We start from the raw sequence: 24,741 nt of genomic DNA on the forward strand, positions 1-24,741 counted from the left end.
CGTCTCCGCCGCCGCGTCCAATCGCTGCGAGCGGACGTGCCGGTCCTACTGGTTGCCGATGTGCTTGTCGGCCTGGTCCCGCGCGCCGTCGATCTTGTCGTCGTACTTGCCTCCAGTGGCCTTCTTCACCGCGTCCGCGACGCCGTCGAGGATCTTGTCGCTGACGTCCTCGGCCTTCTCGCTCTTCAGTGCGTCCTGCACCTTGCCGTCCTGCAGGAACTGCTGTGCCTTCTTCGTGATGTCGTCGAACCCGGCCATGGCGGTCTCCTCGTGGTCGTGCGGGACCCCTCGCCCCGCGGTGCCGCCGATGCTAATCCGGGCCAGCGGTCGGTGTCCGGGGCCGACGGACCAGGCGTCCGCAGCCCCGGTCGGGTCGTGCGGGTTCAGGCCATCTGGGCGCTGCGACGGCGTGCGAGCAGGTACCCGACGGCGACGGAGCCGGTGATCGCGAGGAGCGACGGGACGAGGATGTCCGTGCCCTGCTGGGTGAACTCGACGACGAGCACGAGCGCGGTGAACGGTGCCCGCATCGTCGTCGCGAGGAACGCCGCCGCGCCGACGAAGGCGAAGGCCGCCAGGCTCGGGCCGTCGGCGGGCCAGAGCAGGATCCACGCCCCGCCGAGCGCGCCGCCCACCGCCGAGCCGATCGCGATCGAGGGCGTCAGGGTGCCGCCGACCGCGCCGGCGCCGATCGTCGCCGAGGTGGTGATGGTGCGCAGGACCCCGAGGAGCAGCAGGAACAGGATGGGCGACAGTCCCGCGAAGTCCGGGGACGACGAGGTCGCGTTCATCGCCACGAGCCCTAGCGCCCGGCCGTTGCCGAGGATCTCGGGGAACGGCACCGCGATCAGGCCGACCATCGCGAACACGACCGGCAGCACGACGAGCAGGTGCCAGCCCTTCGGCGCGGTGGCCTGCAGCCGGTTCGTCAGCTTCACGAACCCGACGCCGGCGAACCCGAGGAGCGGACCCACCACGACCGCCCACACCAGGAGCGACGGCGTGAGGTGCATCGACGGCACGTGGTAGAGCACCTCGTCCGGGATCACGAGCCGTGCGGTGACCGCGGCGATGGCACTCGTCGCGAACGCCGGCAGCGCCGTCGCGAACGTGAGCTCCCCGAGCAGGACCTCGACCGCGAACAGCGCCCCGCCGAGCGGCACGTCGTAGACCGCGGCGAGACCGGCGGCCGCGCCGCAGGCGACGAGGATCTTCGTCTCGCGCGCGGTCAGGCCGGCCTTCGCGGTGACGAGCTGCGCGAGCCACGCCCCGATCTCGCGGGGCGCGACCTCCTTCCCGATGGAGGCGCCGAGCCCGACCGCGAGGATCTGCACGCCCGCGTTCGCGACGGTCGACAGGGCGGGCATCCGCTTGCCGCCGACGGCCGCCGGCACCGACACGACGGGCTTCGCCCACCGTCGGAGCGCCCACCACGCGACGCCGGTCAGCACACCGGCCGCGGCGAGCGCGGCGAACCGGTTCCAGCCGGAGGGCGCGTCGGCCGCCTCGAGGTGCCCGCCGAAGGGGTACCCGAAGGCGACGAACTGGATGAGCTGGAGCGCGAGCCACACGCTGATGCCCGCGACGCCGCCGGCGACGCCGACGAGCGCGGTGATCACCGCGAGCTTGACGGCCCAGCGTGCACTCCCGGCGACCGGCGTGGACGTTCGTGTCGCGTTCCCGGTCTGCGGCATGTCCGGAAGCCTAGCGGCCGCCGGAGCGGTCCACTGCCGGCCTGGAGGCGCGTGGCGGGGCCCGCCACGATCCTCCAGGCCGTCCCGTGTCGGGCCGGTGCGTCCCGGGTCAGACGGCCGTCACGCGGAACGGGACCACGCAGTCCGCGGGGAGCAGCGGGACCTCGAGGCCGACGGTGCCGAGGACGCGGCCGGGGAACCGGCGCTCCCCCGACCACCACGACGGCGGGTTCAGCAGGTGGTCCGGGCCGCGGAACACCGGGTCGACGCGGTAGGTGACGCCGGGGTCGAGGTCGCGGAAGCGCATCGGTCCGGTGCCCGACACCTCGGAGCGGCCCGTGCTGACGAGGAAGAACAGTGCGTCCCGACGGTCCGGCGCGACGACCCCGTACACGAGGCGCGTGGGGTCGACCTCGTCGTTCCGGACGAGGTCCCCGCCGTGCAGCAGGCCGCGCCACTCCTGGTGGAGCGCGATCCACTCGGCGAGCGTGGTCTCCTCCTCCGGGGTGGCCTGGGTGAGGTCCCACTCGATCCCGAAGTGCCCGATCATCGCCGTGCCCGCGCGGAACGACACGTCGTGGCGGCGTCCGGTGCTGTGGCTCGTGCCGCTCGCGACGTGCGCGCCGAGGAGCTCCGGCGGCAGCAGCTGCTGCGTCCACCGGTGCATCTGCTGCCGCTCGAGCGGGTCGATGTCGTCGGACACCCAGACGCGGTCGGTGTGCTCGAGGACGCCGAGGTCGACGCGTGCCCCACCGGAGGCGCAGGCCTCGATCTCGAGCGCGGGGAAGCGCTCCTTGAGCGTCGCCATGAGCCGGTAGGCAGCCAGGGTCTGCTCGTGCACGGCGGCCCCGCCCCCGCGGTGCCCGGCCTCGACCAGGTCGCGGTTGTGGTCCCACTTGACGTAGTCGATGCCGTACTCGCCGATGATCGCGGTCATCCGTTCGAGGACGTGTGCGAAGGCCTCGGGGATCGCGAGGTTGAGGACCTGCTGGTCGCGGGAGCGCACCGGCAGCCGCCCGTCGGCCTGCATGATCCACTCCGGGTGCGCGCGGGCGAGGTCGCTGTCCTCGTTCACCATCTCGGGCTCGAACCACAGGCCGAACTGCATGCCGAGGGCACGGACGCGGTCGACGATCGGGCCGAGGCCGTCCGGCCAGACGCCCTCGTCGACGTACCAATCGCCGAGTCCGGCGTGGTCGTCGCGGCGGTGGCGGAACCAGCCGTCGTCGAGCACGTACCGTTCGACGCCGAGGCGCGCGGCCCGCTCGGCGAGCTCGGTCAGCTTGGCGAGGTCGTGGTCGAAGTAGACCGCCTCCCACACGTTGATGGTGACCGGGCGCGGCGACGTCGGGTGCTGCGGCCGGCTGCGGAGCCAGCGGTGGAAGCGGCGCGCCTGGTCGTCGAGGCCGTCGCCGTACGCGGCGTAGACCCACGGTCCCTCGTACGTCTCCCCGGTGCCGAGGCGGACCTCGCCCGGCAGCAGGAGCTCCGAGCCGCCGGCCACCTGGCGACCGGTCGACAGGCGCTCGGCGTAGTGCCGGTGGTTGCCGCTCCAGGCCGTGTGCACGCCCCAGACCTCGCCCGACGCGAACCCGAACCCGGGGACGCCGACGCTCAGCACGGTCGCGGCGTCCGGACCGGTGCGCCCCTTGCGGCTGTCGCGCTCGTGCGTGCCGACGACGAGCTCCCGGCGCTGCGGGGTGCGCTCCTTGCCCCAGCGGCCGGCGAGGTCGAGGACCTCGCGGGCGCGGGACGGGACGGGGAAGGCGACGGTCAGGTCGTCGACGATGTAGGTCCCCGCTGCGGTGTTCGTGACGGCGGCCCGGGCGCGGACGAGTCCGGACGCGAGCATCTCGACGGTGACGCGGACGGCGAGTCCGGCGGTGCGATCCTCGGCGTCGGCCGTGACGGTGCCGCCCGTGCCCGCGTCCGTGCCCGCGTCCGTGCCAGCGCTCGTGCCCGTGCGCGTGTCCGTGCTCGTGCCCGTGCCTGTGCCTGTGCCTGTGCCTGTGCCTGTGCCTGTGCCTGTACCGTCGCTTCCGTCGTCCCCGTGCAGCCGCACGTCCAGGGCCGTCACGGTGAACGCGGGCGACCAGTCCCGGCCGTCACGGTGTCCGGCGAGTCCGGGGCGCCCGCTCCACCCGCGGTGCGGTTCGGGCAGGACCGCGAGCCGGACCGGCACGTCGGGTTCGTTCTGCGCCACCGGCGGCACCGAGGCGGCGGCCAGGGCGACGAGGGAGTCCTCGTCGAGGGCGCCGAGCGCGGCCCCCCAGTGCACGATCGCCGGCAGTGCGGCGTCGCGGCAGTCGAGCACGAGGGACACGCCTCCTGCGGTCAGGTGGACGATCCCCGGCGTCGGGGAGCTGGTGGTCGTGGTCGCTGCGGTCTGGGTCGGCATCGTTGCTCCGGTCGGCGTCGTCGGCAGGACGAGCCTTCCCGCCTGGGAGCGCTCCCGCAACTCGACGCGCGCGCTCGGGTCAGAACCAGCGCTTCACCTTGAACACGACGTACAGGACGGCGGCGAACAGCACCATCGCGACGATCGACAGCGGGTAGCCCCACGTCCACGACAGCTCGGGCATGTGCGTGAAGTTCATGCCGTAGATCGCGGCGATGAGCGTCGGGGCGAACAGGATCGCCGCCCAGCCGGAGATGCGCTTCGTGTCGTCGTTCTGCTTCTGCGCCGCCAGGGTCGAGTCGACCGTCAGGGCGTTCTGCAGCAGGGAGCGGAAGGTGTCCAGGCGCTCGACGGTCCGGATCGCGTGGTCGAGCACGTCCCGGAAGCGCCGCTGCATCTCGACCGGCAGGTGGTACTTGTCGGCGCCGCGGTGCAGGTTCTCGATCATGCCGATGAGCGGACGGGCGGCCCGCTGGAAGTCGACGACCTCGCCGAACAGCTCGTAGATGCGCTTCGAGACCCCGGGGACGCCGGAGAACAGCTGGTCCTCGATCTGGTTGATGTCCTCCTCGAGGCCGTCGATCACGGGCGCGTACCCGTCCACGATCGAGTCCATCAGCGCCCAGAGCTGCGCCTGCGGCCCCACCGTGACCAGACCGGGCTTGCCGCTCATCCGCTGCAGCGCGCGCGGGACGGCCTGGGGACCGCGGGGGTCGGCCGGCACGACCGCGAGGAAGAACGACTCCCCCACGAAGGCGTGCACCTCGCCGAACTCCACTTCCTCTCGGCCGTCGTGGTAGACGGCGGGCTTCAGCACGGCGAAGAGCGTCGACCCGTACCGCTCGAGCTTCGGGCGTTGGTGCCCCTCGGCGGCGTCCTCCACCGCGAGCTCGTGCAGCCCCAGTGCCACCGCGACGTCCCCGAGCTCCTCGGCGTCCGGGCGGTGCAGCACGATGCACGCGCTCGCACCCTGGTCGCCGATCATCCGGAAGGTCGTCTCGAGCGAGGGGCACACGATCGGGGCGATCCGGTCCACGTAGACGGTGTTGAGCTCGACGGTCACGAGGCAACCGTACGCACCACGCACGGCCGACGTACCGGACGCGGGGCGTGCCTCCAGGCCGTGGCCCGTCCCCCGCCCGCTGGACGCGCGCTGCGCGCGCGGGGTGACCACGCGCCTACCGTGCAGGTCATCAGCATGCTGACGAAGGGAGTGGTCATGGGCAAGGCCTGGAGGATCGTGGTCGCGGTGAGCGCGGTCGTCGCGGTGATCGGCGCGTTCGTCGGGTCCGGAGCGGTGGTGGGCACCCCGATCCAGGACGCGGCCGGCGGGGCGCTGTCGGCGTCCTCGACCGCCATCGCGCCGGACGGTCCGGCGTTCTCGATCTGGAGCGTCATCTACGTCGGGCTGCTCGCGTACGCGGTGCGGCAGTGCTTCCGGACCGCCGACGACGCGCGGCACGCACGGCTCGCGCTGCCGGCGACGCTGTCCCTGCTGCTCAACGCGGCGTGGATCCTGTCCGTGCAGTTCGGGGCGCTGTGGCTGAGCGAGCCGGTCATCGTCGCGCTGCTCGTCGTGCTCGTGTGGACGTTCGCGGTGCTCCGGCGGACCACGGCGTCGGGCGTCGTCGAGCAGGTGCTGACCGACGGGACGTTCGGGCTGTACCTCGGGTGGGTCTGCGTCGCGACGGCGGCCAACACCGCGGCGGTGCTCGCGGCGGCCGGGTTCGAGGGCTTCGGTCTCGGCCAAGACGTCTGGGGCGTGGTCGTGGCGCTCGTCGCCGGGCTCGTCGGGGTGCTCCTGGCGGTGTGGGGCGGCGGACGACTGGCCCCGACGGTGTCGCTCGCGTGGGGCCTGTCGTGGGTCGCGGTCGGGCGGCTCGACGGGCCGCTCGTGTCCGTGCCGACGGCCGTGGCGGCGGTGGTGTCGATCGCGGCGGTCGTGCTCGTCACACTCGTGGTGCGCACCCGCGTCGGGTGGGTCGGGGCGCGCCGCGGCGCGGGCGCCGCGCGGGTGGCGTAGGCGGGGGCGGCGGGGCCGCGGCGGCCGCGCCGGCCGCGGCGGCCGGCGGGCTGACCGGGCGTCGCGAAAGCGACAGTTCCCTGCCGAGGATCCGCAGGGAACTGTCGCTTCCGCGGTACGAACGGCGAAGCCCGCGCGACATCTGTCGCTTCGGGGAACCGGCCGCGGCGCGCTACCGCGCGGCCGCCAGCCCGTGCGCGGCGGCCACCGCGTCGTTCACGACGCGGCCCGCGTGCACGTTCAGCCCCTTCGCGAGCGCCGGGTCCGCCTCGGTCGCCCGCTCCCACCCCTGGTCGGCGACGGCGAGGGCGTAGGGCAGCGTCGCGTTCGTCAGCGAGATCGTGCTCGTGCGCGGCACCGCCCCGGGCATGTTCGCCACGCAGTAGTACACGGCGTCGTGCACCCGGAAGGTCGGGTCGTCGTGGGTGGTCGGCCGCGAGCCCTCGAAGCACCCGCCCTGGTCGATGGCGATGTCGACGAGCACCGAACCCTCGCGCATGCCGGCGACCATCGCGTCGGTCACGAGCTTCGGCGCCGAGGCCCCGGGGATGAGCACCGACCCGATCACCAGGTCCGCGTCCCGCAGCGCCTCGGCGATCGCGTGCGACGAGGACCGCAGCGTCGTGATGCGGCCGTCGAACCGGGCGTCGAGCGCACGGAGCCGCGGCAGGCTGATGTCGAACACGGTGACCTCGGCGCCCAGGCCGAGCGCCATCGTCGCCGCGTGCTCTCCCGCGACGCCACCGCCGATCACGACGACCCGGCCCTTCGGCGTCCCGGGGACTCCGCCGAGCAGCAGGCCGCGGCCGCCCGCGGTGCGCATGAGCTGCGCCGCGCCGACCTGCACCGACAGTCGTCCGGCGATCTCGGACATCGGCGAGAGCAGCGGCAGCGACCGGTCCGGCAGCTGCACGGTCTCGTAGGCGATCGCGGTCGCGCCGGACTCGACGAGCGCCGAGGTGAGGGGGCGGTCGGCGGCCAGGTGCAGGTACGTGAAGAGCACCTGTCCGGGGCGGATCGAGGCGTACTCCGACGCCACGGGCTCCTTCACCTTGAGCACGAGCTCGGCCCGGGCCCAGACCTCGGCCGAGGTGTCGACGACCGTGGCCCCGGCGGCGCGGTACTCGTCGTCACCGAAGGACGACCCGGTGCCGGCGCCGGACTGCACGAGGACCTCGTGGCCGTGCAGCGTCAGCTCACCGACCCCCGCCGGCGTCGCCGCGACGCGGTACTCGTTGTTCTTGACCTCTGTGGGGACGCCGATCAGCATCACGGACTCCTTCGTGGGCGGTGCAGGTACGACCACGATGCGCTCTGGTTCGTTTCAGACTCGTTTCCGCCGAACATCTGCGCGATGAGCGGTCGTTCGGTACGACGAGATTCGACGAACCGGTCAGATCGCCTTGCCCGGATTGAGGATCCCGAGCGGATCGAACACCGCCTTCACGCCCCGCTGCAGATCGAGGACGTCGTCACCGAGCTCGTCACCGAGCCACCGCCGCTTGAGCACCCCGACACCGTGCTCGCCCGTCAGCGTGCCGCCGAGGTCGATCGCGGCGCGGAACAACTCGTCGGCCGCGGCCCAGACGTGCGCGGGCACCTCGTCCCCCGCGAAGACGAAGTTCGGGTGCAGGTTGCCGTCTCCCGCGTGCGCCACAGTCGGGATCGCCACGCCGTGCCGGCGCCCGATCGCCTCGACCCGCTCGAACATCTCCGCGAGCCGGCTCCGCGGCACCGCGACGTCCTCGATCAGCACCCGGCCGCGCGCCTCCATGGCCGGGTGGAAGGACCGTCGGACGGTCAGCAGGCGCTCGCGTTCCACGGCGGACGTCGCGTGGTGCACGGTGCCGCCCTCGGCCTGGAGGCGCGGTGCGGCTCCCAGCGCGGCCTGCGCTGCGTCCGGCCCGTCGAACTCGACGAGCAGGAACGCCCCGTCCGCCGAGCTGCTCCCGAGCGTCTCGGTCAGCACCTGCGGTCCGAGGTGTGCGGCGATGCCCGCGAGGGCGGCCGCGTCGAGCAGCTCCACCGTCGACGGCCGGCTCGCGCCGGTGACGACGGCCGCGGCACCGCGGGCCGCGTCGGCGACGGTCGGGAACACCGCCCCGAGCGTCGCGGGCGCTCCGGCCGGCAGCGGCACGAGCCGGACGGTCGCTCCGACGACCACCCCGAGGGTGCCCTCCGAGCCGACGAACAGCGCCGTCAGGTCGAGGCCGGTGACGCCCTTCACCGTGCGGCGTCCGGTGGAGACGAGCCGGCCGTCCGCCAGGACCACGTCGAGTCCGAGCACAGCCTCGCGCGTCACGCCGTACTTGACGCAGCGCAGGCCGCCGGCGTTCGTCGCGATGTTGCCGCCGACGGTCGAGATCGCCGCGCTGGCCGGGTCCGGGGCGAAGCGCAGCCCGTGCTCGGCGACCGCGGCGTCGAGGGCGCCGTTCAGGACGCCCGGCTCGACGACGGCGTACTCGTCGGCGACCGAGATGTCGAGGATGCGGTCCATCCGGGCGACGCTGAGCACGACGGAGCCCTCGGTGCCGTTCGCCCCGCCGGCCAGCCCGGTGCCGGCGCCCCGTGGAACGACCGGCACCCGCGCCGCGGAGCAGGTCCGGAGGACGGCCTGGACGTCGGCGACCGACCGGGCCTCGACCACGGCGGTCGGCCCGTCGGGTGCGCTCCAGCCGGACTTGTCGGTCCGTGCGGCGTCGAGCACTGCCGGGTCGGTGCGGACGACGGCGCCGTCCGGGTCCGCGAGGGCGGAGCGGAGGGCGGTGACGACGGTGTCCATGCGCGCCACGCTACCGAGCCGCACGCCGCCGACCGAGCACGTGCCCGGTATCAGCGGGTGCGGAGCGACTCGCTCGGGAGCTCGCCGAACCGGGCCCGGTAGGTCGCCGAGAACCGTCCGAGGTGCCCGAAGCCCCACGCGCGGGCGATCTCCGCCACGTTCGTGGCGTCCCGGTCCGCGCGGAGCAGGTCCACCCGGGCACCGTCGAGCCGGACGCTCCGGAGCAGGTCGCCCGGCGTCTGGTCCAGGTGGCGCCGGAGCGACTGCTGCAGGCCACGGGGGCTGAGCCCGGCGGCCTCGGCGATCTCGGTCGTCCCGATGGGTTCGCGGGCGTGGGCGTGCACGTACTCGAGCGCGCGTCGCAGCCGGTCGTGCTCGGGCCCCGAGCCGGTGACGGACGATCGCCAGCGGTCCCGTCGCGGGAACGCCTGCACGGCGGCGGCGACGAACGACTCGGCGATGGACCGCTGCACGATCGGCGTCAGGTCGTGCTCGACGTCGAGCCAGGTGCCGGAGTGCGCACGGACGACGGACTGCCAGGCGCGCAGCCCCTCGGCCGTCGGGCGGCGCATCGGCTCGAACGCGAAGTCGTCCTCGCCGACCACCGACCGCACGAAGTCGCGGTCGAGGTGCACGAGGTTCAGCCCGATGTCCCGGTGGTGCAGCGCGTACGCCTCGGCGAAGGGCAGCACGACCGGGACGCCGGGCTCGAGCGCGTGCTCGCGTCCCTGGAACGTGATCGTGCTCGTGCCCGAGCGCATCCACGCGACGAGGAACTCGTCGTCGACCATGCTCTCGGTCTGCAGGTCGACCAGCAGCCGCGAGGACCGGAGCGACATCCGCGCGTCACCGACGCCCGCGAAGTCCCAGTGCTGCTGCGTGTGCGTCCGGCGGACGCGGGGCGCCCGGAAGTCGTAGTCGCCCGTGAAGAAGGCGAGGGCTTCGTCGATGTCGGTCCCGGCGAGGCGCCGGAAGTAGCGGGCGTCACGGCGCCGACCGTCGTCCTGTCGGCTGGCGTCGGAGACGTCCGGCGACGTCGGGACACCCGGAACGGGCGCCGTCGCCGGCTGGGTCGCACGAGAGAACACCATGCACCGGAGCCTAGGGCGCACCACCGACATCGAGTCGGTCAGGAACTGACCTAAGGCTGGAGGATCGCCTGCCCGACACTCTCGTCCAGGATCAGGTCGGTCACGAGCCCCGCGGCGAGGGCGCCCTTGAGCGACGCCGCCTTCCCCCGGCCCGCGACGACGCACACACGGCGGGGCGCCCGCTTGATCGTGTCGAGGTCGGGTCCGCCGGCGCGCGCGTTCACGCCGATGTCCTTCCACGACCCGTCCGCCCGGTAGAAGACCGTCGAGACGTCGCCGACGACCTCGGCCTGCGCGAGCTCGTCGCGGTCGGCCGGGTCGAGGTACCCGCCGGAGTACACGTGCGAGGGCACCGGGGCCTGCGGCGCGCCGACACCGAACACGACGAGGTCCATCCGCTCGTGCAGGTCGAGCACGCGGCGGATGGAGCGCTCGCGGAAGAGCATCTCCTTCGTCGCCGGGTCGTCGAAGAACGCCGGGACGGGGAACTGCTGCACGAACGCGCCGTACGCCTCGCCGAACCGCCGCAGGATCTCGGACGCGTAGACGATGCCGGTCGTCCGGGTGTTCGCCGCACCGTTGATCTGCACGACGGTCGAGCCGTGGGTCGTCTTCGGCACGAGGTACCGGCTCACCGCGCTCACGGTCGAGCCCCACGAGATGCCGACGACCATGTTCGACTCGACGTACTGCGTCAGGATGCGCGCGGCGGACAGGGCGACACGCTCGAGCCGGTCGACGTCGCTCGTGTGGTCCGGCACCGGCACGACGTGGGCGTGCACGCCGAACCGCGCCCGGATGTTCCGGCTGAGCGCTGCCGCCTGGTCGAGCGGCGAGCGGATCTGGATGTCCACGAGCCCGGTGTCCCTGGCGTACTTCAGCAACCGCGAGACCGACGACCGCGAGGTGCCGAGCTCGTCCGCGATGGCGTCCATCGTCAGGTCCTGCAGGTAGTACAGGTGTGCGGCGCGCAGCGCCTGCTGGGTCCGCATCGGCTGCGCAGCATCGCTCATGGGAACCGAGCATGCACGGACGTGCACGGCCTCTGCAACCCCTGTCGTGCCTCCCGTCCGCTCCCCGGCCCCGTGCCGGGCCGCAGCGACAGGTGTGCTGCACGTTCGTGCACGCAGGTTGCCCGACCTCCCACCGAGGCGCACGATCGGAGTCGACCCCACGGAACCGACCCAAGGAAGCGACGCACCATGTCGAAGAAGACGCAGCCCCGGAACACGGTGACCGCGCTCACCGAGCGCCCCAACGCCCAGGTCCTCATCGTCGGTGGCGGCATCAACGGCATCGCCACCTTCCGCGACCTCGCCCTGCAGGGCGTCGACGTCGTGCTCGTCGAGCGCGGCGACTACGCCGGCGGCGCCTCGGCCGCGTCCAGCCACATGATCCACGGCGGCATCCGCTACCTGGAGAACGGCGAGTTCCGCCTGGTGCGCGAGAGCGTGCAGGAGCGCAACGGCCTGATCCGCATCGCGCCGCACTACGTGAAGCCGCTGCAGACGACGATGCCGATCTTCTCGACCTTCTCCGGCATCATGAACGCCCCGCTGCGCATGCTCACGCACAAGCAGCGCTCGACCAAGGAGCGCGGCGCCGCGCTCATCAAGATCGGCATGACGATCTACGACTCCTTCTCGCGCGACGGCGGCTCGGTGCCGAAGCACCGCTTCCTCACGAAGAAGGCCGCGCTGGCCGACATGCCCGCGCTCAACAAGGACCTGAAGTACACGGGCACCTACTACGACGCGTCCGTGCACGAGCCGGAGCGCCTGGCGCTCGACGTGCTCAAGGACGGCCTCGCCGCGGCGAAGGGCTCCGGCAGCGCCGCGAGCGCCCGCTCCGTCAACTACGTCGAGGCAGCCGGCACCCGCGACGGCGGTGTCGTGCTCCGCGACCGCGAGACCGGCGAGGAGTTCGTCTTCTCGGCCGAGGTCGTCGTGAACGCCTCCGGCCCCTGGACCGACCTGACGAACCAGGCGTTCGGCGGCGAGACGAAGTTCATGGGCGGCACGAAGGGCTCGCACATCGTCGTCGACAACCCCGAGCTCCTCGAGGCGACGAAGGGCCGCGAGCTGTTCTTCGAGAACAACGACGGCCGCATCGTCCTCATCTACCCGCTGAAGGGCCGGGTGCTCATCGGCACGACGGACATCGACGCCGACCCGTCGCAGCCGGCGGTGTGCACCGAGGAGGAGGTCGACTACTTCTTCGGGCTCGTCAAGCACGTCTTCCCGCAGATCGCGCTCGACCGCGACCACATCGTGTACCGCTACTCCGGCATCCGCCCGCTCCCCCGCCACGAGGACACCGCACCCGGCTTCGTGTCCCGCGACTACCGGATCGTCGACACCCCGATCGCCGGCCTGCCCGGCACGACCGTGCTCTCGCTCGTCGGCGGGAAGTGGACCACGTTCCGCGCCCTCGCCGCGCACCTGTCCTCGGACGTCACGACGAAGCTCGGTGTGGACCGGAAGGTCGACACGACGGGCATGCCGATCGGCGGCGGCAAGGACTTCCCGACGACCGACGCCCAGCGCGCGCTGTGGATCAAGTCGCACCGGGACGGTCTCGACGAGCAGCTCGTCGACGGCCTGCTCGAGCGCTACGGCACCCGTGCGGCCGAGGTCGTGGACGTCCTGACCGACGGCCCGGTCGAGCCGCTCGAGTCCGACCCGTCGCTCACCCGCGCCGAGGTCGCGTACTTCGCCGAGCACGAGCAGGCGGTCCACCTGGTGGACGTGGTGCTCCGTCGCACGAACCTGGCGTTCGTCGGCGGCGTCACGATCGACCTGCTCGACGAGCTGGCCGACGTCCTCGCTGGTGCGCTCGGCTGGACGGCCGAGGAGCGCGCGGACGAGGTCCAGCGCACGCTCGACGTCCTGCGCGAGTCGCACGGTGTGATCGTGCCGCTGCACACGTCGGCGGCGCAGCCCGCGTAGTCGGTCGCGACCACCCCACGGACGGGAGGCACGGTGCCAGCTGGCACCGTGCCTCCCGTCCGTCGTGTGGTCACGTCTGCTGCAGCGCGACGCCGCGCCCGGCGCCGAGACGCCGCCTCGCCCGCGAGACGCCGCCGGATCCGGCGGCGTCTCGCAGCGACGAGTGCGCCTCGCCGCGCTAGAACCGCTCGCCGGTCGGGTCCTGCGCCGTGCGGTCGACGAGTTCGTCGCCGCCGACCGGCTCACCCTCCCAGTCGACGAGGCGCCACCCGTCGGCGGTCGAGCCCTCGAGCTCGACGATGCCGGTGTTCTCGAGGTTGCGCTTCGTCCCGAACTCGTCCGGGGTGTTCTGCGCGACGGCACTCGCCCACGTCCGGATCGCCGCGCCGTGGCTGACGACCGCGGCGACCGCGACGCCGGTGGCCTCGACCTGCCGGATCGCGCCCTCGTATCGGGCGAAGAACTCCTCGCCGCTCTCGCCGCCGGGCATCCGGCTGGCCCGGTCGCCCGCCGACCAGCCGTGCACGGTCGAGATGTACAGCTGCACCGAGACCCGGTCGCGCTTGCCCTGGGTGTCGCCGGCCTCGATCTCGCGCAGCCCGTCGAGCACGACCGGCTCGAGCCCGAGCGCGGCGGCGAGGGGCGCAGCCGTCTGCTGGGTGCGGACCAGGGTCGAGACGAAGAGCCGCTCGATCCCACGGTCGGCGAGGGCGCCCGGCAGCGCCGCGGCCTGCTGCTGCCCGAGGTCCGTCAACCCCGGACCGGGGACGGCGGCATCGAGCACGCCGTCCACGTTGGCGGGGGTCTGACCGTGACGGATGAGCAGGAGTCGCATGGACCCACCCTAGGGAGGGCCGCCGACGTCAGCCCTGCCGCGCCTTCCATCGCGGGTCCCGCTTGTTGATGACGTACACCCGCCCCCGTCGGCGCACGATCTGCGAGCCGGGGATCTTCTTCAGTGCCTTGAGCGAGTTGCGGACCTTCATGGCGCCTCCTGGTCGGGTTCTCTTGTTGAGAACGGTTGTCATGTAGGGTACCCGTCATGCGACCCGCCGCCATCACCCTCGTCACCGCGCTCCACGACGACGACCTCCGCCTCGTCGCCGACCGGCTCGTCACCGACCGCACCGTCGGCCACCGCGTGCACGTCGCGGGGAGCGCCTTCGCGGCCGCCCGGTCGATCGCCGCCAGGGCCGACCAGCTGGACCGGGTCTGTGGACCGTCGGCCGAGCACGGTCTCGTCGCCACCCTGGCGCCCGGGACCGACGTCCGCGCCGTCGGGATGCTGCTCGCGAACGCCGCCCGGTCCGAGACCGGCGACGACCGCGTCCTCCGTCACGTCGTCACGGTGCTCCGCGCGGACGACGTGGCGCACCTGCTCTGGTCGGAGGTCGACGACGCGTTCGTCGCCGCGGAACGGGTCGCGGACGCGGTGGAGTACGCGACCGTGATCGCCCTCGACCGGCTCGGCCCCCTGTCCGGCCGCCGCCGTCGAGCACTGGTCGCGCTCCTGCACCGGCTCGCACCGCACGCCGTCATCGTCGCCCTGCAGACGATCCGCTCGGCCGAGGACCTGCCCGCGTCGAACGGCGGCGCCGCACGGTTGCTCGCGGCCGGCGCGGGGTGGATGCGGGCACTCTCGAGCGACGCCGGACGCGCCGACACCGGACGGGGCCCGGGCGACGGACTCGTGACGCTGCGCTACCGGGAGCCGCTGCCGTTCCACCCGGGGCGGTTGGCCGAGGTGATCGCCGAGGACCTCGCGCCGGGGGTGAACGGGCGCGTGCTCCGGTCGCGGGGCTTCTTCCGGCTGGCGTCCCGTCCGGACCACGTCGGCTCGTGGTCGAGCTTCGGGGCGATGCTCGCGCTCGACCCGACCGCGAACCCGTCGTGGGACGTTGACGCCCCGGTCGGGCAGGCGATCTGGTTCGTCGGCGAACGACTGGACGTGCACGGGATCGAACGCGCCCTCGACGGGGCCCTGCTCACCCCCGAGGAGCTGCTCTCCGGCCCGGGGTCGTGGCGCTCCTGGGCCGACCCGTTCCCGATCTGGCCCGCGCTCGACGCGCACTCGCACGACTGACAGCGGCGCCCCGCGTCTGGCTCAGCCGCGGGGCGCGGGGCGGGGCGAACCGCCGCGCAGAGCTCAGCCGCGGCCCGCCGCCACCTCGTCGTGTGCGGCGAAGGGCAGGTCGCCCAGGTCCAGGTTCGGGTTGGTGTCCTGCGTCAGCACGAGCTCGCGCGCCTCGGCCTCGGACTCCACCGCGGGCATCGACCCGGGCAGGGGCCGCTGCGACGACTCCCGCATGCAGAGCACCCCCACGGCCCCGACGATGCTCATCGCCATGAGGAAGTACGCCGGCGCGAGCTGGTCCCCGGTCACGGTCAGGAGCGCCTGCACGATGAGCGGTGTCGTCCCGCCGAAGACCGCGATCGCGATGTTGTACGCGAAGCCCATGCCGCCGTACCGGGTCGCGGTCGGGAACAGCGCCGGGAGCGAGGCGGCCTGGTTCGACACCCACAGAGCGGTCATCAGCGCGAGCAGCCCGAGCCCGGCGAGCGTCGACCACTGCGCCCCGTGCCCGATGAGCAGGAACGCCGGCACCACGAGCACGACGGTCGTCCCGGCGCCGATCCACATCACGGTGCGGCGGCCGATCCGGTCGGACAGCCGCCCGGCCAGGGGCAGCATCACGGCGAGCAGGACGAGCACCGGGATCGTCAGGAGCGTCCCGTCGATCGCGGAGTACCCGAGCGAGTCGGTCAGGTAGGTCGGCATGTACGAGGTCAGCGCGTAGCCGACGGTGTTCGAGGCGCCGACGAGCATGATCGCGATGACGATGGGCCGCCAGTGGTCACGCACCATCGCCAGGACGCTCGTCGGACGCCCGCCCGCCGCGGCCTCGCGGGACGAGGCGGCGGCCTCCTGCGCGGCCTGCGTCGCCTGGAACACCGGCGACTCCTCGATGCGCAGGCGGAACCAGATCGCGACGACCCCGATGACCCCGGCGAGCAGGAACGGCACGCGCCAGCCCCACGCGGTCATGGTCGCCGAGCCCAGCGTGAGCTGCAGCACGGTGACGACTGAGGCGCCGAGCGCGAAGCCCATGTAGCTGCCGAAGTCGAGGATGCTCGCGAAGAACCCCCGGCGGCGGTCCGGGGCGTACTCCGTCACGAAGGTCGTGGCACCGGCGTACTCACCACCCGTCGAGAACCCCTGCGCGAGCTTGAGCACGACGAGCACCACGGGGGCGAGGGCACCGATCGTGGCGTAGGCGGGCAGCACCCCGATGAGGAACGTCGACGACGCCATCAAGATCAGCGTCGTGGCGAGCACCTTCTGCCGGCCGAGGCGGTCGCCGAGCCGACCGAACACGATGCCACCGAGCGGCCGCGCGACGTACGTCGCGGCGAAGACGCCGAGGCTGAACAGGATCTGCACCGACGACGCGGCGGTGGGCAGGAAGACCTGGCCCATCGTCACCGCGAGGTAGCCGTAGACCCCGACGTCGTACCACTCCATGGTGTTGCCGACGACCATGCCGCTGACGGCCCGCCGCATCATGCTCTTGTCGACCACGGTGACGTCGCTCACGCGCAGCCGTCGACGTGGTCGGGTGCTGGTACTGCTGGGGTCGGGACCCATCCTGGAACTCCTCGGGGATCGGGGTGTGCTGGCCGGGACCGGCGGCACCGGCCCGGAGGACAGCGGCCGACGTTACCGAGCGACCGACATGTCACTGTGCGGGGATTCCCAGCCAGCGGCGTGTCACCCGGACGGGGGTCACGCCCGATCGCCGCGCTCGTGCGGATGTGTCGGAAGGTCACGGGACGGTAACGTCGGGCTCGTGCCCATCGAACCCGAGCAGAAGAACTGGACGTGGGTCGTCGACGCCGCGTGCCCCGAGTGCGGCTTCGACGGCAGCACGGTCGCGTTCCGCGAGGTCCCGCGGATCCTCGCGGAGAACACCGCCGCCTGGCCGGCCGAGCTCGCCCGCGAGGACGTCCGCACCCGCCCCGACGACCGCACCTGGAGTCCCCTGGAGTACGGCGCGCACGTCCGCGACGTGCACCGGAGGATGACGGAGCGGCTCGGCCTGCTCCTCACCGAGGACGACCCCGCGTTCCCCGACTGGGACCAGGACGCGACGGCCGTCGCGGACCGATACGACCAGCAGGACCCGGCAGTGGTCGCCGCCGAGCTCGTCGCGGCGGGCGAGCGCGCCGCGAGCGCGTTCGCGGCCGTCCCGGAGACGGCGCTCGGCCGGACCGGTCGACGGTCGGACGGCAGCGTCTTCACGGTCGCGACGCTCGCCACGTACTTCGCGCACGACCCGGTGCACCACCTGTGGGACGTGCGGCGCGCGTCGCGGGACGCGGCCGTCTGACGGACGGGAGGCACGGTGCGGGCCCGCCCCGCGCCTCCCGTCCGGTGGTGGGTCGCGCCGGACACGACCGCGGCGGGCACGGTCAGGCGCGCGCGTCGAGCAGCGCCCGGGCGGTCGCCGCGTCGGTGACCAGCTCGTTGACCAGGCCGGCGCGCACGGCGCCGAGGATGCTCGGGACCTTCACCGCACCGACCGCGACGCCGACCGCGTGCGGGACGGCGGCGAGGACGGCGCGCGAGGTCCGCACCATGCGGTCGCTCCCGGGGAACACGATGCTGCTGCCGTCCGCCGCGTAGAAGTCGAGGCAGACGTCGCCGACGGCCCGGTCGAGCACCGCGTCGTCCACCGGGAGCCCGCGAGCCAGCGCGTGCCGCGTGACGACCGGTGCGCCGATGCCGAGCAGCGCGCCCTTCGCCCGTCCCCAGAGGCCGACGACGTGCTGGAAGGCGGGGTCCTCGTCGAGGGAGGCCCGGAGCGCCGGACCCGGGAGCGCCGGCGCGAACAGGAAGGCCGGGATCGCCCCGGACCGCTCGGCCGCGGCGCGGGTGATCTCGTTCGTCTGGAAGTGGCGGTTCGGGTCGGCCTGCCCGCCCACCGTCGGGACGAGCTGCACCCCGGGCATCGGCGGCATCCCGGTGTGCGCGATGTCGTGCACGGTACTGCCGGACGACACGAGCACGGCGTCACCGGGCTGCAGGGCCATCCGCTCGACGGCCGCGGCGACCGGGGCGGCGAGGTCGGCGCCGAGCGTCGCGGCGTGCGTGACCGGGGCGAGGTGCACGGCCTGCAGCCCCAGCGCGGTGCGGAGCCGCTCGCCGAGGGCCGCGGTGTCGTCGAGGAAGGGGTCGACGACCTCGATCTTGACGAGCCCGGCCTTCCGGGCCTCGGACACGAGCCGGCTGACGGTCGGGCGGGACACCCCGAGCCGGTCGGCGATCTCGGCCTGCGTGGCGTCCTCGAGGTAGTACATCCGGGCCGCCTGGTAGACGGTGTCGAGCGGGAAGCGGGTCCGGGTGCCCTCCGCGCCCGCGGTGCTCTCGGAGGACATGCGCGCTCGTTCCCTCGGTCGTGCCGGTGACGGCGGCCCGGCGAGTCGTCGAGCCGCCACGATCGTAGCCAGCCCGGATCAGCGGACGGTGTAGCCGCCGTCGACGCGCACGTCCGCTCCGTTCACCATGCCGGTGTCCCGCGCGAGGAAGAGCACGGTCGCCGCGATCTCCTCCGGTGTCGCGAAGCGGCCGGTCGGGATCTCGGCCTGGTGCCGGACACCGCGCTCGTTCGCCCAGGCAGCGCGACCGAGATCGGTGAGGACCACCGTCGGCGAGACCGTGTTGACCGTGACACCGCGCCCACCCCACTCGGCGGCGAGCACTCGGGTGAGGCCGAGGAGCCCGGCCTTCGAGGCGCAGTAGGCCGCGTGCTGGTCGAGCGCCACGTGGGCTGCCTGCGACGCGATCGACACGATGCGTCCGTGGCCGGCGACGAGCATGTGCCGGCCGACCGCCCGCGTCACCCGGAACACCCCGGTCAGGTTGACGGCCAGGGTGCGGTCCCAGTCCGTGGTCGTCAGGCACTCGGCCGGTGCGAGCGCGACGATCCCGGCGCAGTTCACGAGGACGTCGGGTGCGCCGAGCGTGGCCACCACCGCCTCGACCGCGGCGTCGACCGCAGCGTCGTCCGTGACGTCGCACGCGAGCCCGAGGTGCGCACCGTCCGACACCCGCGGCAGTCCAGCCGCAGCGGTCGACGCGGCGTCGTCCCGGACGTCGAGCACGGCCACCCTGGCTCCGCGACACGCCGCGGCCGTGGCGATCGCCGCGCCGATCCCCGAGGCGCCACCGGTGACGACGACGGACCGTCCGGAGAGGTCGTTCGTCAGGTCGACCTTGGTCGGACCGGGTCGCAGCGAGCTGAGGGCGTCGGGCGTGCGTGCGGTGTCGGCGGTCATGGTCGCTCCAGTGCGTCGTGTCCTCGGCCGGGTTCCCGACCGTCGAGGAACATACCAGAATCCAGAGTCGTAGATGTGGATACCAGTGGGTTACGGTCGGCGACGGCCCGCGGACCGTCGGGCTCCGGACGACGCGAGGAGTTCCCCGCACCATGACCGCCATCCACGACGCTCCTGACGACTTCGCCGAGGACCAACTCGCGGGGTGGACCGCGCTGTACGCAGACCGGGTCCGCCCGGTGCACGGCGGCGTGGTCGCGCTCCGCCCGGTCGACGCCCACCCACTGGTCGCGGTGGTCGTCGGCGGCGGCTCCGGCCACTACCCCGCCTTCTGCGGGCTGGTGGGTCCCGGCCTCGCCTCCGGCGCCGTGGTCGGCAACGTCTTCACGTCCCCGTCGGCCGCCCAGGTCTACTCGGTCGCGAAGGCCGCAGACCAGGGTCGCGGCGTCGTCCTGGCGTTCGGGAACTACGCCGGCGACACCATGAACTTCGGTCTGGCCGCAGAACGACTCCGTGCCGAGGGCATCGACACCCGGATCGTCGCGGTGACGGACGACGTGGCATCCGCATCGGACGTCCAGCGACGCCGGGGCATCGCGGGCGACTTCGCGGTGTTCAAGGCCCTCGGTGCGGCGGCGGCGGCCGGCTCGGACCTCGACGAGGTCGAACGCCTCGGCCGGCGCTGCAACGCGGCGACCCGGACCATCGGCGTCGCGTTCTCCGGGTGCACGCTGCCCGGCGCGCGGCACCCACTCTTCAGCCTCCCGGCGGGCCACCTCGCGCTCGGTCTGGGCATCCACGGCGAACCCGGCATCCGGGACGTCCCGCTGCTGCCCGCGTCCGAGCTCGCGTCGATGCTCGTCGACCGGCTGCTCGCGGAGCGTCCCGAGGGCGCAGGAGAGCGCGTCGCCCCGGTGCTCAACGGACTCGGCGACACCAAGTACGAGGAACTGTTCCTGCTCTGGGGCCGGGTGCTCCCGCTGCTCGAGCGCGCGGGGCTCCACGTCGTCGAGCCCGAGGTCGGCGAGCTCGTGACGAGCCTGGACATGGGCGGCTGCTCCCTCACCCTGCAGTGGCTCGACGACGAGCTCGAGCCGCTCTGGCGCGCCGACGCCTACACGCCGGCCTTCCGGAAGGTGCGTGCGGCGGTGGCCGGACTCGTGACGCACACCTCGGAGACCGAGACCCGCACCGACACGGTCGTCGTCCCCTGCGCGACCCCGGCCGCTCGTCGCGCGGGCGCGGTCGCCGCGACGGCGGTCCGGGCCATGGACGAGGTCCTGCGCGAGCACGAGGACGAGCTCGGCCGCATCGACGCCGTCGCGGGTGACGGCGACCACGGTCGCGGCATGGTGCGCGGCATCGGGGCCGCTCGTCGCGCAGCCGAGGCGTGCGGCCCGGAGGCCGGCGGCGCGTTCGTGCTCGGGTCCGCGGGCACGGCCTGGGCCGCAGCTGCCGGCGGCACGTCCGGCGTCCTGTGGGGTGCAGCGCTCGAGGCCTTCGGCCGGGCGCTCGGCGACGACACCGAGGTCGTCACACCGCCCGACGTCGTCGACGCGGTCCAGGCCTTCGCGGACGCGATCGTGCAGCTGGGCGGTGCCGCCGTCGGTGACAAGACCATGCTCGATGCACTGCTCCCGTTCGTCGAGCACCTCCGCACCGAGGTCACGGCCGGCGTTCCCCTCGCCAGTGCTTGGACGTCAGCCGCACAGACGGCGGTGGAGCGGGCGGCGGCGACGGCCGACCTGCAGCCGCGGGTCGGTCGTGCGCGGCCGCTCGCCGCGAAGAGTCTCGGGACGCCCGACGCCGGCGCGACCTCGATGGGCATGGTGCTCACCGCGGTCGGCGAGGTCCTCGCCGACCGCGTCCGACAGCAGGAGGTGGGCGCGTGACGCTCCGCATCGTGATCGGCTCGGACGACGCCGGCTTCGAGCACAAGGAGGTCCTCAAGCGGGACCTCGAGCAGGACGACCGCGTCGCCAGCGTCGTCGACGTCGGCGTCGACGCGGACGGGCACACCGCGTACCCGCACGTCGCGGTCGAGGCCGCTCGGCTCGTCGCGTCGGGTGCTGCTGACCGCGCGCTGCTCGTGTGCGGCACCGGCCTCGGTGTGGCGATCAGCGCGAACAAGGTCCCCGGGATCCGGGCGGTGACCGCGCACGACGGGTTCAGCGTCGAGCGGTCGGTGTGCTCGAACGACGCCCAGGTCCTGTGCCTCGGGCAGCGTGTGGTCGGCATCGAGCTGGCACGGCGGCTCGTGCGGGAGTGGCTCGGCCACCGCTTCGACCCGAGGTCGCCGAGCGCGGAGAAGGTCGCGGCGATCAGCGCCTACGAGCGGTCCTGATCGACGATCCCCCACCGCGGTCCTCGTGACCGACGGCCGGCTGACGATCCCCAGCCGGCTGTCGGTTGCCGGACGTACGGTACCCCCACGCTCCGAGCTCCACGGTGGTGGACTCGGCGCTCGTGCTCGCTCCCGAGGGGATCCCGATGAAGAAGTCAGCCTGGCTGCCCGCCGTCGTCGCGCCGGTCGTCGTCGCCGCCGCGGTCGCCGCCCCCGTGATCGCCAACGCCGCGAACGACCCGGTCGCGGGCACGGACCCGACCGCGGCGTCCGTGCTCGCGAGCGTGGCCGCCGCGAAGGACGCCCAGTACTCCGGCGCCCTGTCGCAGACGAGCGACCTCGGGCTGCCCGAGCTCCCCTCCGGCAGCGGCGGGTCCTCGCTGCAGGGCGACGCCTCGGACGTCCTCGGGCTGCTCACCGCCTCGCACACCGCGCGGGTGTACGTCGACGGCCCGGACAAGCAGCGCTTCCAGCTCACGCAGCAGCTCGCCGAGCAGGACGTCGTCCGCAACGGCTCGGACGTCTGGACGTGGGACTCGAAGGAGCGCACCGCGACGCACGTCGTCCTGCCGGAGCGGACCGCAGCCGCGGCGCCGACGGACGGCGCCACCACCCCGGCGGACGTGGCGCAGCGGGCGATCGACGCGATCACCCCGTCCACCACGGTGTCGAAGCCCACGGCCGTCCGGGTCGCCGGGCACGACGCCTGGCAGGTCACGCTCACGCCGAAGTCCTCGGACACGCTGGTCGGCAGCGTCCGGCTCGCCGTCGACCAGCAGACCGGGCTCCCCCTCCGCGCCACGGTCCTCGCCGCCGGGCAGCAGGACCCGGCGTTCCAGGTCGGGTTCACGAGCCTCGACTACGGTGCACCCGCGGCACGGCTGTTCGACTTCACCCCGCCGAGCGGCGTCGACGTCACCACGAAGGACCTCTCCGACGCGCCGCGGCACGGGGACGGGAAGCGGGACGGGTCTGGCGACCACCGCTCCGGGACGGCGCCGACCGTCACGGGCTCTGGGTGGGACGCCGTCGTCGAGCTGCCGGCCGGCACCGCCGACCGGACGAAGCTCGGCGCGGACGGCTCCGGGCTGCTCGACCAGCTGACGAAGCCGGTCGACGGTGGTCGTGCGCTGCAGACCTCGCTCGTGTCGGTGTACCTGACCGACGACGGCCGGGTCTACGCCGGCGCGGTGCCGGTGTCCGCCCTGGTGGCCGCGGCGAAGTGAGCCCGGGCCACGTGACCCCGGCCGACCTCGCGATCCGCACCGAGTCGCTCGTCAAGGTGTTCCGCCGCCAGCGCGCGGTGGACGGCATCGACCTCGCGGTGCCCCGCGGCGCCGTGTTCGGGTTCCTCGGGCCGAACGGCTCGGGCAAGACCACCACGATCCGGATGCTGCTCGGGCTGTCCTCGGCGACGAGCGGGCGCATCGAGGTGCTCGGGCAGCCGATGCCCGACGCCCGGGCCCAGGTACTCCCCCGGGTCGGCGCCCTGGTGGAGGGGCCGGCGTCCTACCCGTACCTCAGCGGCCGCGCCAACCTGGTGCGCTTCGACGCCGCCGACCCCACCACGGACCCGCGCACCCGGAAGGACCGCGTCGCCGCAGCACTCGACCGGGTCGGTCTGACGCACGCCGCGGACAAGAAGGCGCACGCGTACTCCCTCGGCATGAAGCAGCGCCTCGGACTCGCGAACGCCCTGCTCGCGCCGCGGGACCTGCTCGTGCTCGACGAGCCGACGAACGGTCTCGACCCCCAGGGCACGCGTGAGGTCCGGAACCTCATCCGCTCCCTCGCCGACGACGGCACCACCGTGTTCGTCTCGAGCCACCTGCTCGCCGAGATCGAGCAGGTCTGCACGCACGCGGCGGTGATGCGGACCGGGCACATCGTGGCGCAGGGCACCCTCGACGAGCTGCGGTCCGCGGGGGCACGCACCGTCACGGTCCGGACGCCGGACGTCGGGCAGGCCGGTACCGTCCTCACGCGCCTCGGGCTCGTGCCGCGGCGGGACACCGGCGCCGACGTGCTCGTCGCGGACCTGCCCGCCGAGGTCCTGCCCGAGACCATCGCCGCCGAGCTCGTCGGCGCGGACGTCCGGCTCCGCGGCCTGACGGTCGGCGGGGGCACGCTCGAGGACCTGTTCGTCGCACTCACCGGGGAGGGCTTCGATGTCGCTGCCTGACACCGCACCCGCCGACCACGCCACGACCGCGCCCGAGCCACCGGCGCCGGCACCGCGCGCCCGTCCCCGCACCTTCGCGCTGCTCGGGTCTGAGCTCGCCCTGCTGTTCCGTCGACGTCGGACGTGGGCGATGCTCGGCGCGCTCGCACTGGTGCCGGTACTCATCGCGATCGCCGTCCGGATGACCACGGACCCGAGCGACCGCGGCCCCGCGTTCCTCGGCGACATCACGAACAACGGGCTCTTCGTAGCCTTCACGGCCCTGACGGTGTCGATCCCGCTGTTCCTGCCGCTCACGGTCGGGGTGGTGTCCGGGGACACCGTCGCCGGCGAGGCGAACCACGGCACGATCCGCTACCTGCTCGTCGCACCGACCGGCCGGCTCCGGTTCATCGTCGTGAAGTACGTCGGGGCGGTCGCGTTCAGCCTGGCGGCGACGCTCCTCGTGGTGCTCGTCGGCGCGGCGATCGGCGCACTGCTGTTCCCGATCGGCCCGGTCACGCTGCTGTCCGGGACCCAGGTCGACGGCTGGTCGTACGCCGGCCGGGCCGTGCTCCTCGCGCTCTACGTGACCCTGTCGATGCTCGGCCTGTCCGCGATCGGCCTGTTCGCGTCGACGCTCACGACCGTCCCGGTCGGGGCGATGGCGGCGACGGTCGTGCTCGCCGGGGTGTCGCAGGTGCTCGACCAGCTCCCCCAGCTCGACTGGCTGCACCCGTTCCTGTTCTCGCACCTGTGGCTCGGGTTCGGAGACCTGCTCCGCGACCCGATCGCGTTCGACTCGTTCGGGCAGAACGCGCTGCTGCAGCTCGGGTACGTCGCGGTGTTCGGCGCGCTGGCGTACGGCCGGTTCGCGACGAAGGACGTCCTGAGCTAGCGACGGTCGAACGACGAGACGGTCCGACCCCGCGGGGCCGGACCGTCTCGTCGTCGTGGACGGACC

At 73.4% G+C, this 24,741-nt stretch carries 22 protein-coding genes; 9 read left to right on the forward strand and 13 right to left on the reverse strand.

Annotated elements, in window-relative coordinates:
- Positions 1 to 45: 45 nt before the first annotated feature.
- The 4 genes from LQK89_RS12080 to LQK89_RS12095 form a co-directional block, all read right to left on the reverse strand.
- A complete protein-coding gene (locus LQK89_RS12080; protein WP_058742677.1) occupies positions 46 to 258 on the reverse strand; it encodes an antitoxin in 213 nt (70 codons plus the stop codon).
- Between the two features lie 125 nt (positions 259 to 383).
- The gene (locus LQK89_RS12085; protein WP_174777857.1) at positions 384 to 1,694 is read right to left on the reverse strand and encodes a chloride channel protein; all 1,311 of its coding nucleotides are present in this window, start codon (positions 1,692 to 1,694) and stop codon (positions 384 to 386) included.
- 109 nt (positions 1,695 to 1,803) lie between these two features.
- A complete protein-coding gene (locus tag LQK89_RS12090; protein WP_231049227.1) occupies positions 1,804 to 4,092 on the reverse strand; it encodes an alpha-galactosidase in 2,289 nt (762 codons plus the stop codon).
- 79 nt (positions 4,093 to 4,171) lie between these two features.
- Positions 4,172 to 5,155 (reverse strand): magnesium and cobalt transport protein CorA, encoded by a 984-nt coding sequence (locus LQK89_RS12095; protein WP_058742680.1) that lies wholly within the window; start codon positions 5,153 to 5,155, stop codon positions 4,172 to 4,174.
- A gap of 135 nt (positions 5,156 to 5,290) precedes the next feature.
- Here LQK89_RS12095 and LQK89_RS12100 point away from each other — a divergent pair, with 135 nt between their 5' ends.
- Positions 5,291 to 6,115 carry a tryptophan-rich sensory protein gene (locus tag LQK89_RS12100; RefSeq protein ID WP_231049228.1) on the forward strand — a complete coding sequence of 275 codons (825 nt, stop codon included), beginning with the start codon at positions 5,291 to 5,293 and terminating at the stop codon, positions 6,113 to 6,115.
- Between the two features lie 172 nt (positions 6,116 to 6,287).
- On the opposite strand, the gene ald is transcribed toward LQK89_RS12100, so the two are convergent.
- The 4 genes from ald to LQK89_RS12120 form a co-directional block, all read right to left on the reverse strand.
- A complete protein-coding gene (gene ald, locus LQK89_RS12105) occupies positions 6,288 to 7,385 on the reverse strand; it encodes an alanine dehydrogenase (RefSeq protein ID WP_231049229.1) in 1,098 nt (365 codons plus the stop codon).
- A gap of 123 nt (positions 7,386 to 7,508) precedes the next feature.
- Positions 7,509 to 8,897 (reverse strand): FAD-binding oxidoreductase, encoded by a 1,389-nt coding sequence (locus tag LQK89_RS12110; protein WP_231049230.1) that lies wholly within the window; start codon positions 8,895 to 8,897, stop codon positions 7,509 to 7,511.
- Positions 8,898 to 8,947: 50 nt separating this feature from the next.
- Positions 8,948 to 9,988, reverse strand: coding sequence for a helix-turn-helix transcriptional regulator (locus LQK89_RS12115; protein WP_231049231.1), 1,041 nt, complete (start codon positions 9,986 to 9,988; stop codon positions 8,948 to 8,950).
- 50 nt (positions 9,989 to 10,038) lie between these two features.
- Positions 10,039 to 11,001 (reverse strand): sugar-binding transcriptional regulator, encoded by a 963-nt coding sequence (locus tag LQK89_RS12120; RefSeq protein WP_058743281.1) that lies wholly within the window; start codon positions 10,999 to 11,001, stop codon positions 10,039 to 10,041.
- 189 nt (positions 11,002 to 11,190) lie between these two features.
- Here LQK89_RS12120 and LQK89_RS12125 point away from each other — a divergent pair, with 189 nt between their 5' ends.
- The gene (locus LQK89_RS12125) at positions 11,191 to 12,936 is read left to right on the forward strand and encodes a glycerol-3-phosphate dehydrogenase/oxidase (protein WP_175325982.1); all 1,746 of its coding nucleotides are present in this window, start codon (positions 11,191 to 11,193) and stop codon (positions 12,934 to 12,936) included.
- Between the two features lie 178 nt (positions 12,937 to 13,114).
- Here the strand turns inward: LQK89_RS12125 and LQK89_RS12130 are convergent, their stop codons facing one another.
- Together LQK89_RS12130 and ykgO are read right to left on the reverse strand one after the other, a co-directional pair.
- Complete coding sequence (locus LQK89_RS12130) at positions 13,115 to 13,771, reverse strand: histidine phosphatase family protein (RefSeq protein WP_058743311.1); 657 nt, start codon at positions 13,769 to 13,771, stop codon at positions 13,115 to 13,117.
- A 28-nt stretch (positions 13,772 to 13,799) separates the two neighbouring features.
- Complete coding sequence (gene ykgO, locus LQK89_RS12135) at positions 13,800 to 13,922, reverse strand: type B 50S ribosomal protein L36 (protein WP_058743312.1); 123 nt, start codon at positions 13,920 to 13,922, stop codon at positions 13,800 to 13,802.
- A 56-nt stretch (positions 13,923 to 13,978) separates the two neighbouring features.
- Between ykgO and LQK89_RS12140 the strand changes: the two genes are divergently transcribed.
- Positions 13,979 to 15,019 (forward strand): GTP-binding protein, encoded by a 1,041-nt coding sequence (locus LQK89_RS12140; protein ID WP_231049232.1) that lies wholly within the window; start codon positions 13,979 to 13,981, stop codon positions 15,017 to 15,019.
- A 63-nt stretch (positions 15,020 to 15,082) separates the two neighbouring features.
- On the opposite strand, the gene LQK89_RS12145 is transcribed toward LQK89_RS12140, so the two are convergent.
- Positions 15,083 to 16,582, reverse strand: coding sequence for an MFS transporter (locus LQK89_RS12145; RefSeq protein WP_144804480.1), 1,500 nt, complete (start codon positions 16,580 to 16,582; stop codon positions 15,083 to 15,085).
- Between the two features lie 202 nt (positions 16,583 to 16,784).
- Between LQK89_RS12145 and LQK89_RS12150 the strand changes: the two genes are divergently transcribed.
- Positions 16,785 to 17,324 (forward strand): DinB family protein, encoded by a 540-nt coding sequence (locus LQK89_RS12150; protein ID WP_231049233.1) that lies wholly within the window; start codon positions 16,785 to 16,787, stop codon positions 17,322 to 17,324.
- Between the two features lie 82 nt (positions 17,325 to 17,406).
- On the opposite strand, the gene LQK89_RS12155 is transcribed toward LQK89_RS12150, so the two are convergent.
- Together LQK89_RS12155 and LQK89_RS12160 are read right to left on the reverse strand one after the other, a co-directional pair.
- Entirely contained in the window at positions 17,407 to 18,372 is a 966-nt protein-coding gene (locus tag LQK89_RS12155; RefSeq protein ID WP_175325986.1) for a sugar-binding transcriptional regulator, read from the reverse strand.
- Positions 18,373 to 18,450: 78 nt separating this feature from the next.
- Positions 18,451 to 19,272 (reverse strand): GolD/DthD family dehydrogenase, encoded by an 822-nt coding sequence (locus LQK89_RS12160; protein WP_231049234.1) that lies wholly within the window; start codon positions 19,270 to 19,272, stop codon positions 18,451 to 18,453.
- 152 nt (positions 19,273 to 19,424) lie between these two features.
- Between LQK89_RS12160 and LQK89_RS12165 the strand changes: the two genes are divergently transcribed.
- The 5 genes from LQK89_RS12165 (at position 19,425) to LQK89_RS12185 (ending at position 24,675) form a co-directional block, all read left to right on the forward strand.
- Positions 19,425 to 21,164, forward strand: coding sequence for a dihydroxyacetone kinase family protein (locus tag LQK89_RS12165; RefSeq protein WP_231049235.1), 1,740 nt, complete (start codon positions 19,425 to 19,427; stop codon positions 21,162 to 21,164).
- On the forward strand, positions 21,161 to 21,616 hold the full coding sequence (locus tag LQK89_RS12170) for a ribose-5-phosphate isomerase (RefSeq protein ID WP_175325989.1): 456 nt from the start codon (positions 21,161 to 21,163) through the stop codon (positions 21,614 to 21,616). The genes LQK89_RS12165 and LQK89_RS12170 overlap by 4 nt, the downstream gene beginning before the upstream one ends.
- A gap of 146 nt (positions 21,617 to 21,762) precedes the next feature.
- Complete coding sequence (locus LQK89_RS12175; protein ID WP_231049236.1) at positions 21,763 to 22,842, forward strand: LolA family protein; 1,080 nt, start codon at positions 21,763 to 21,765, stop codon at positions 22,840 to 22,842.
- A gap of 11 nt (positions 22,843 to 22,853) precedes the next feature.
- Positions 22,854 to 23,798 carry an ABC transporter ATP-binding protein gene (locus LQK89_RS12180; protein WP_231049237.1) on the forward strand — a complete coding sequence of 315 codons (945 nt, stop codon included), beginning with the start codon at positions 22,854 to 22,856 and terminating at the stop codon, positions 23,796 to 23,798.
- Positions 23,785 to 24,675: an ABC transporter permease gene (locus LQK89_RS12185; RefSeq protein ID WP_269145898.1), complete on the forward strand. Its 891-nt coding sequence runs from the start codon at positions 23,785 to 23,787 to the stop codon at positions 24,673 to 24,675. The genes LQK89_RS12180 and LQK89_RS12185 overlap by 14 nt, the downstream gene beginning before the upstream one ends.
- The last annotated feature ends 66 nt before the right edge of the window (positions 24,676 to 24,741 follow it).

It is taken from the genome of Curtobacterium sp. C1, from assembly GCF_021049325.1.
GTDB lineage: Bacteria > Actinomycetota > Actinomycetes > Actinomycetales > Microbacteriaceae > Curtobacterium > Curtobacterium citreum.

Coding starts and splice junctions, on each gene's coding strand:
- LQK89_RS12100 (WP_231049228.1), top strand. CDS start 5,291: ATGCTGACGAAGGGAGTGGTCATGGGCAAGGCCTGGAGGATCGTGGTC.
- LQK89_RS12145 (WP_144804480.1), bottom strand. CDS start 16,582: ATGGGTCCCGACCCCAGCAGTACCAGCACCCGACCACGTCGACGGCTG.
- ald (WP_231049229.1), bottom strand. CDS start 7,385: ATGCTGATCGGCGTCCCCACAGAGGTCAAGAACAACGAGTACCGCGTC.
- LQK89_RS12085 (WP_174777857.1), bottom strand. CDS start 1,694: ATGCCGCAGACCGGGAACGCGACACGAACGTCCACGCCGGTCGCCGGG.
- LQK89_RS12185 (WP_269145898.1), top strand. CDS start 23,785: ATGTCGCTGCCTGACACCGCACCCGCCGACCACGCCACGACCGCGCCC.
- LQK89_RS12130 (WP_058743311.1), bottom strand. CDS start 13,771: ATGCGACTCCTGCTCATCCGTCACGGTCAGACCCCCGCCAACGTGGAC.
- LQK89_RS12115 (WP_231049231.1), bottom strand. CDS start 9,988: ATGGTGTTCTCTCGTGCGACCCAGCCGGCGACGGCGCCCGTTCCGGGT.
- LQK89_RS12175 (WP_231049236.1), top strand. CDS start 21,763: ATGAAGAAGTCAGCCTGGCTGCCCGCCGTCGTCGCGCCGGTCGTCGTC.
- LQK89_RS12125 (WP_175325982.1), top strand. CDS start 11,191: ATGTCGAAGAAGACGCAGCCCCGGAACACGGTGACCGCGCTCACCGAG.
- LQK89_RS12165 (WP_231049235.1), top strand. CDS start 19,425: ATGACCGCCATCCACGACGCTCCTGACGACTTCGCCGAGGACCAACTC.
- LQK89_RS12160 (WP_231049234.1), bottom strand. CDS start 19,272: ATGACCGCCGACACCGCACGCACGCCCGACGCCCTCAGCTCGCTGCGA.
- LQK89_RS12155 (WP_175325986.1), bottom strand. CDS start 18,372: ATGTCCTCCGAGAGCACCGCGGGCGCGGAGGGCACCCGGACCCGCTTC.
- LQK89_RS12090 (WP_231049227.1), bottom strand. CDS start 4,092: ATGCCGACCCAGACCGCAGCGACCACGACCACCAGCTCCCCGACGCCG.
- LQK89_RS12110 (WP_231049230.1), bottom strand. CDS start 8,897: ATGGACACCGTCGTCACCGCCCTCCGCTCCGCCCTCGCGGACCCGGAC.
- LQK89_RS12080 (WP_058742677.1), bottom strand. CDS start 258: ATGGCCGGGTTCGACGACATCACGAAGAAGGCACAGCAGTTCCTGCAG.
- LQK89_RS12140 (WP_231049232.1), top strand. CDS start 13,979: ATGCGACCCGCCGCCATCACCCTCGTCACCGCGCTCCACGACGACGAC.
- LQK89_RS12120 (WP_058743281.1), bottom strand. CDS start 11,001: ATGAGCGATGCTGCGCAGCCGATGCGGACCCAGCAGGCGCTGCGCGCC.
- ykgO (WP_058743312.1), bottom strand. CDS start 13,922: ATGAAGGTCCGCAACTCGCTCAAGGCACTGAAGAAGATCCCCGGCTCG.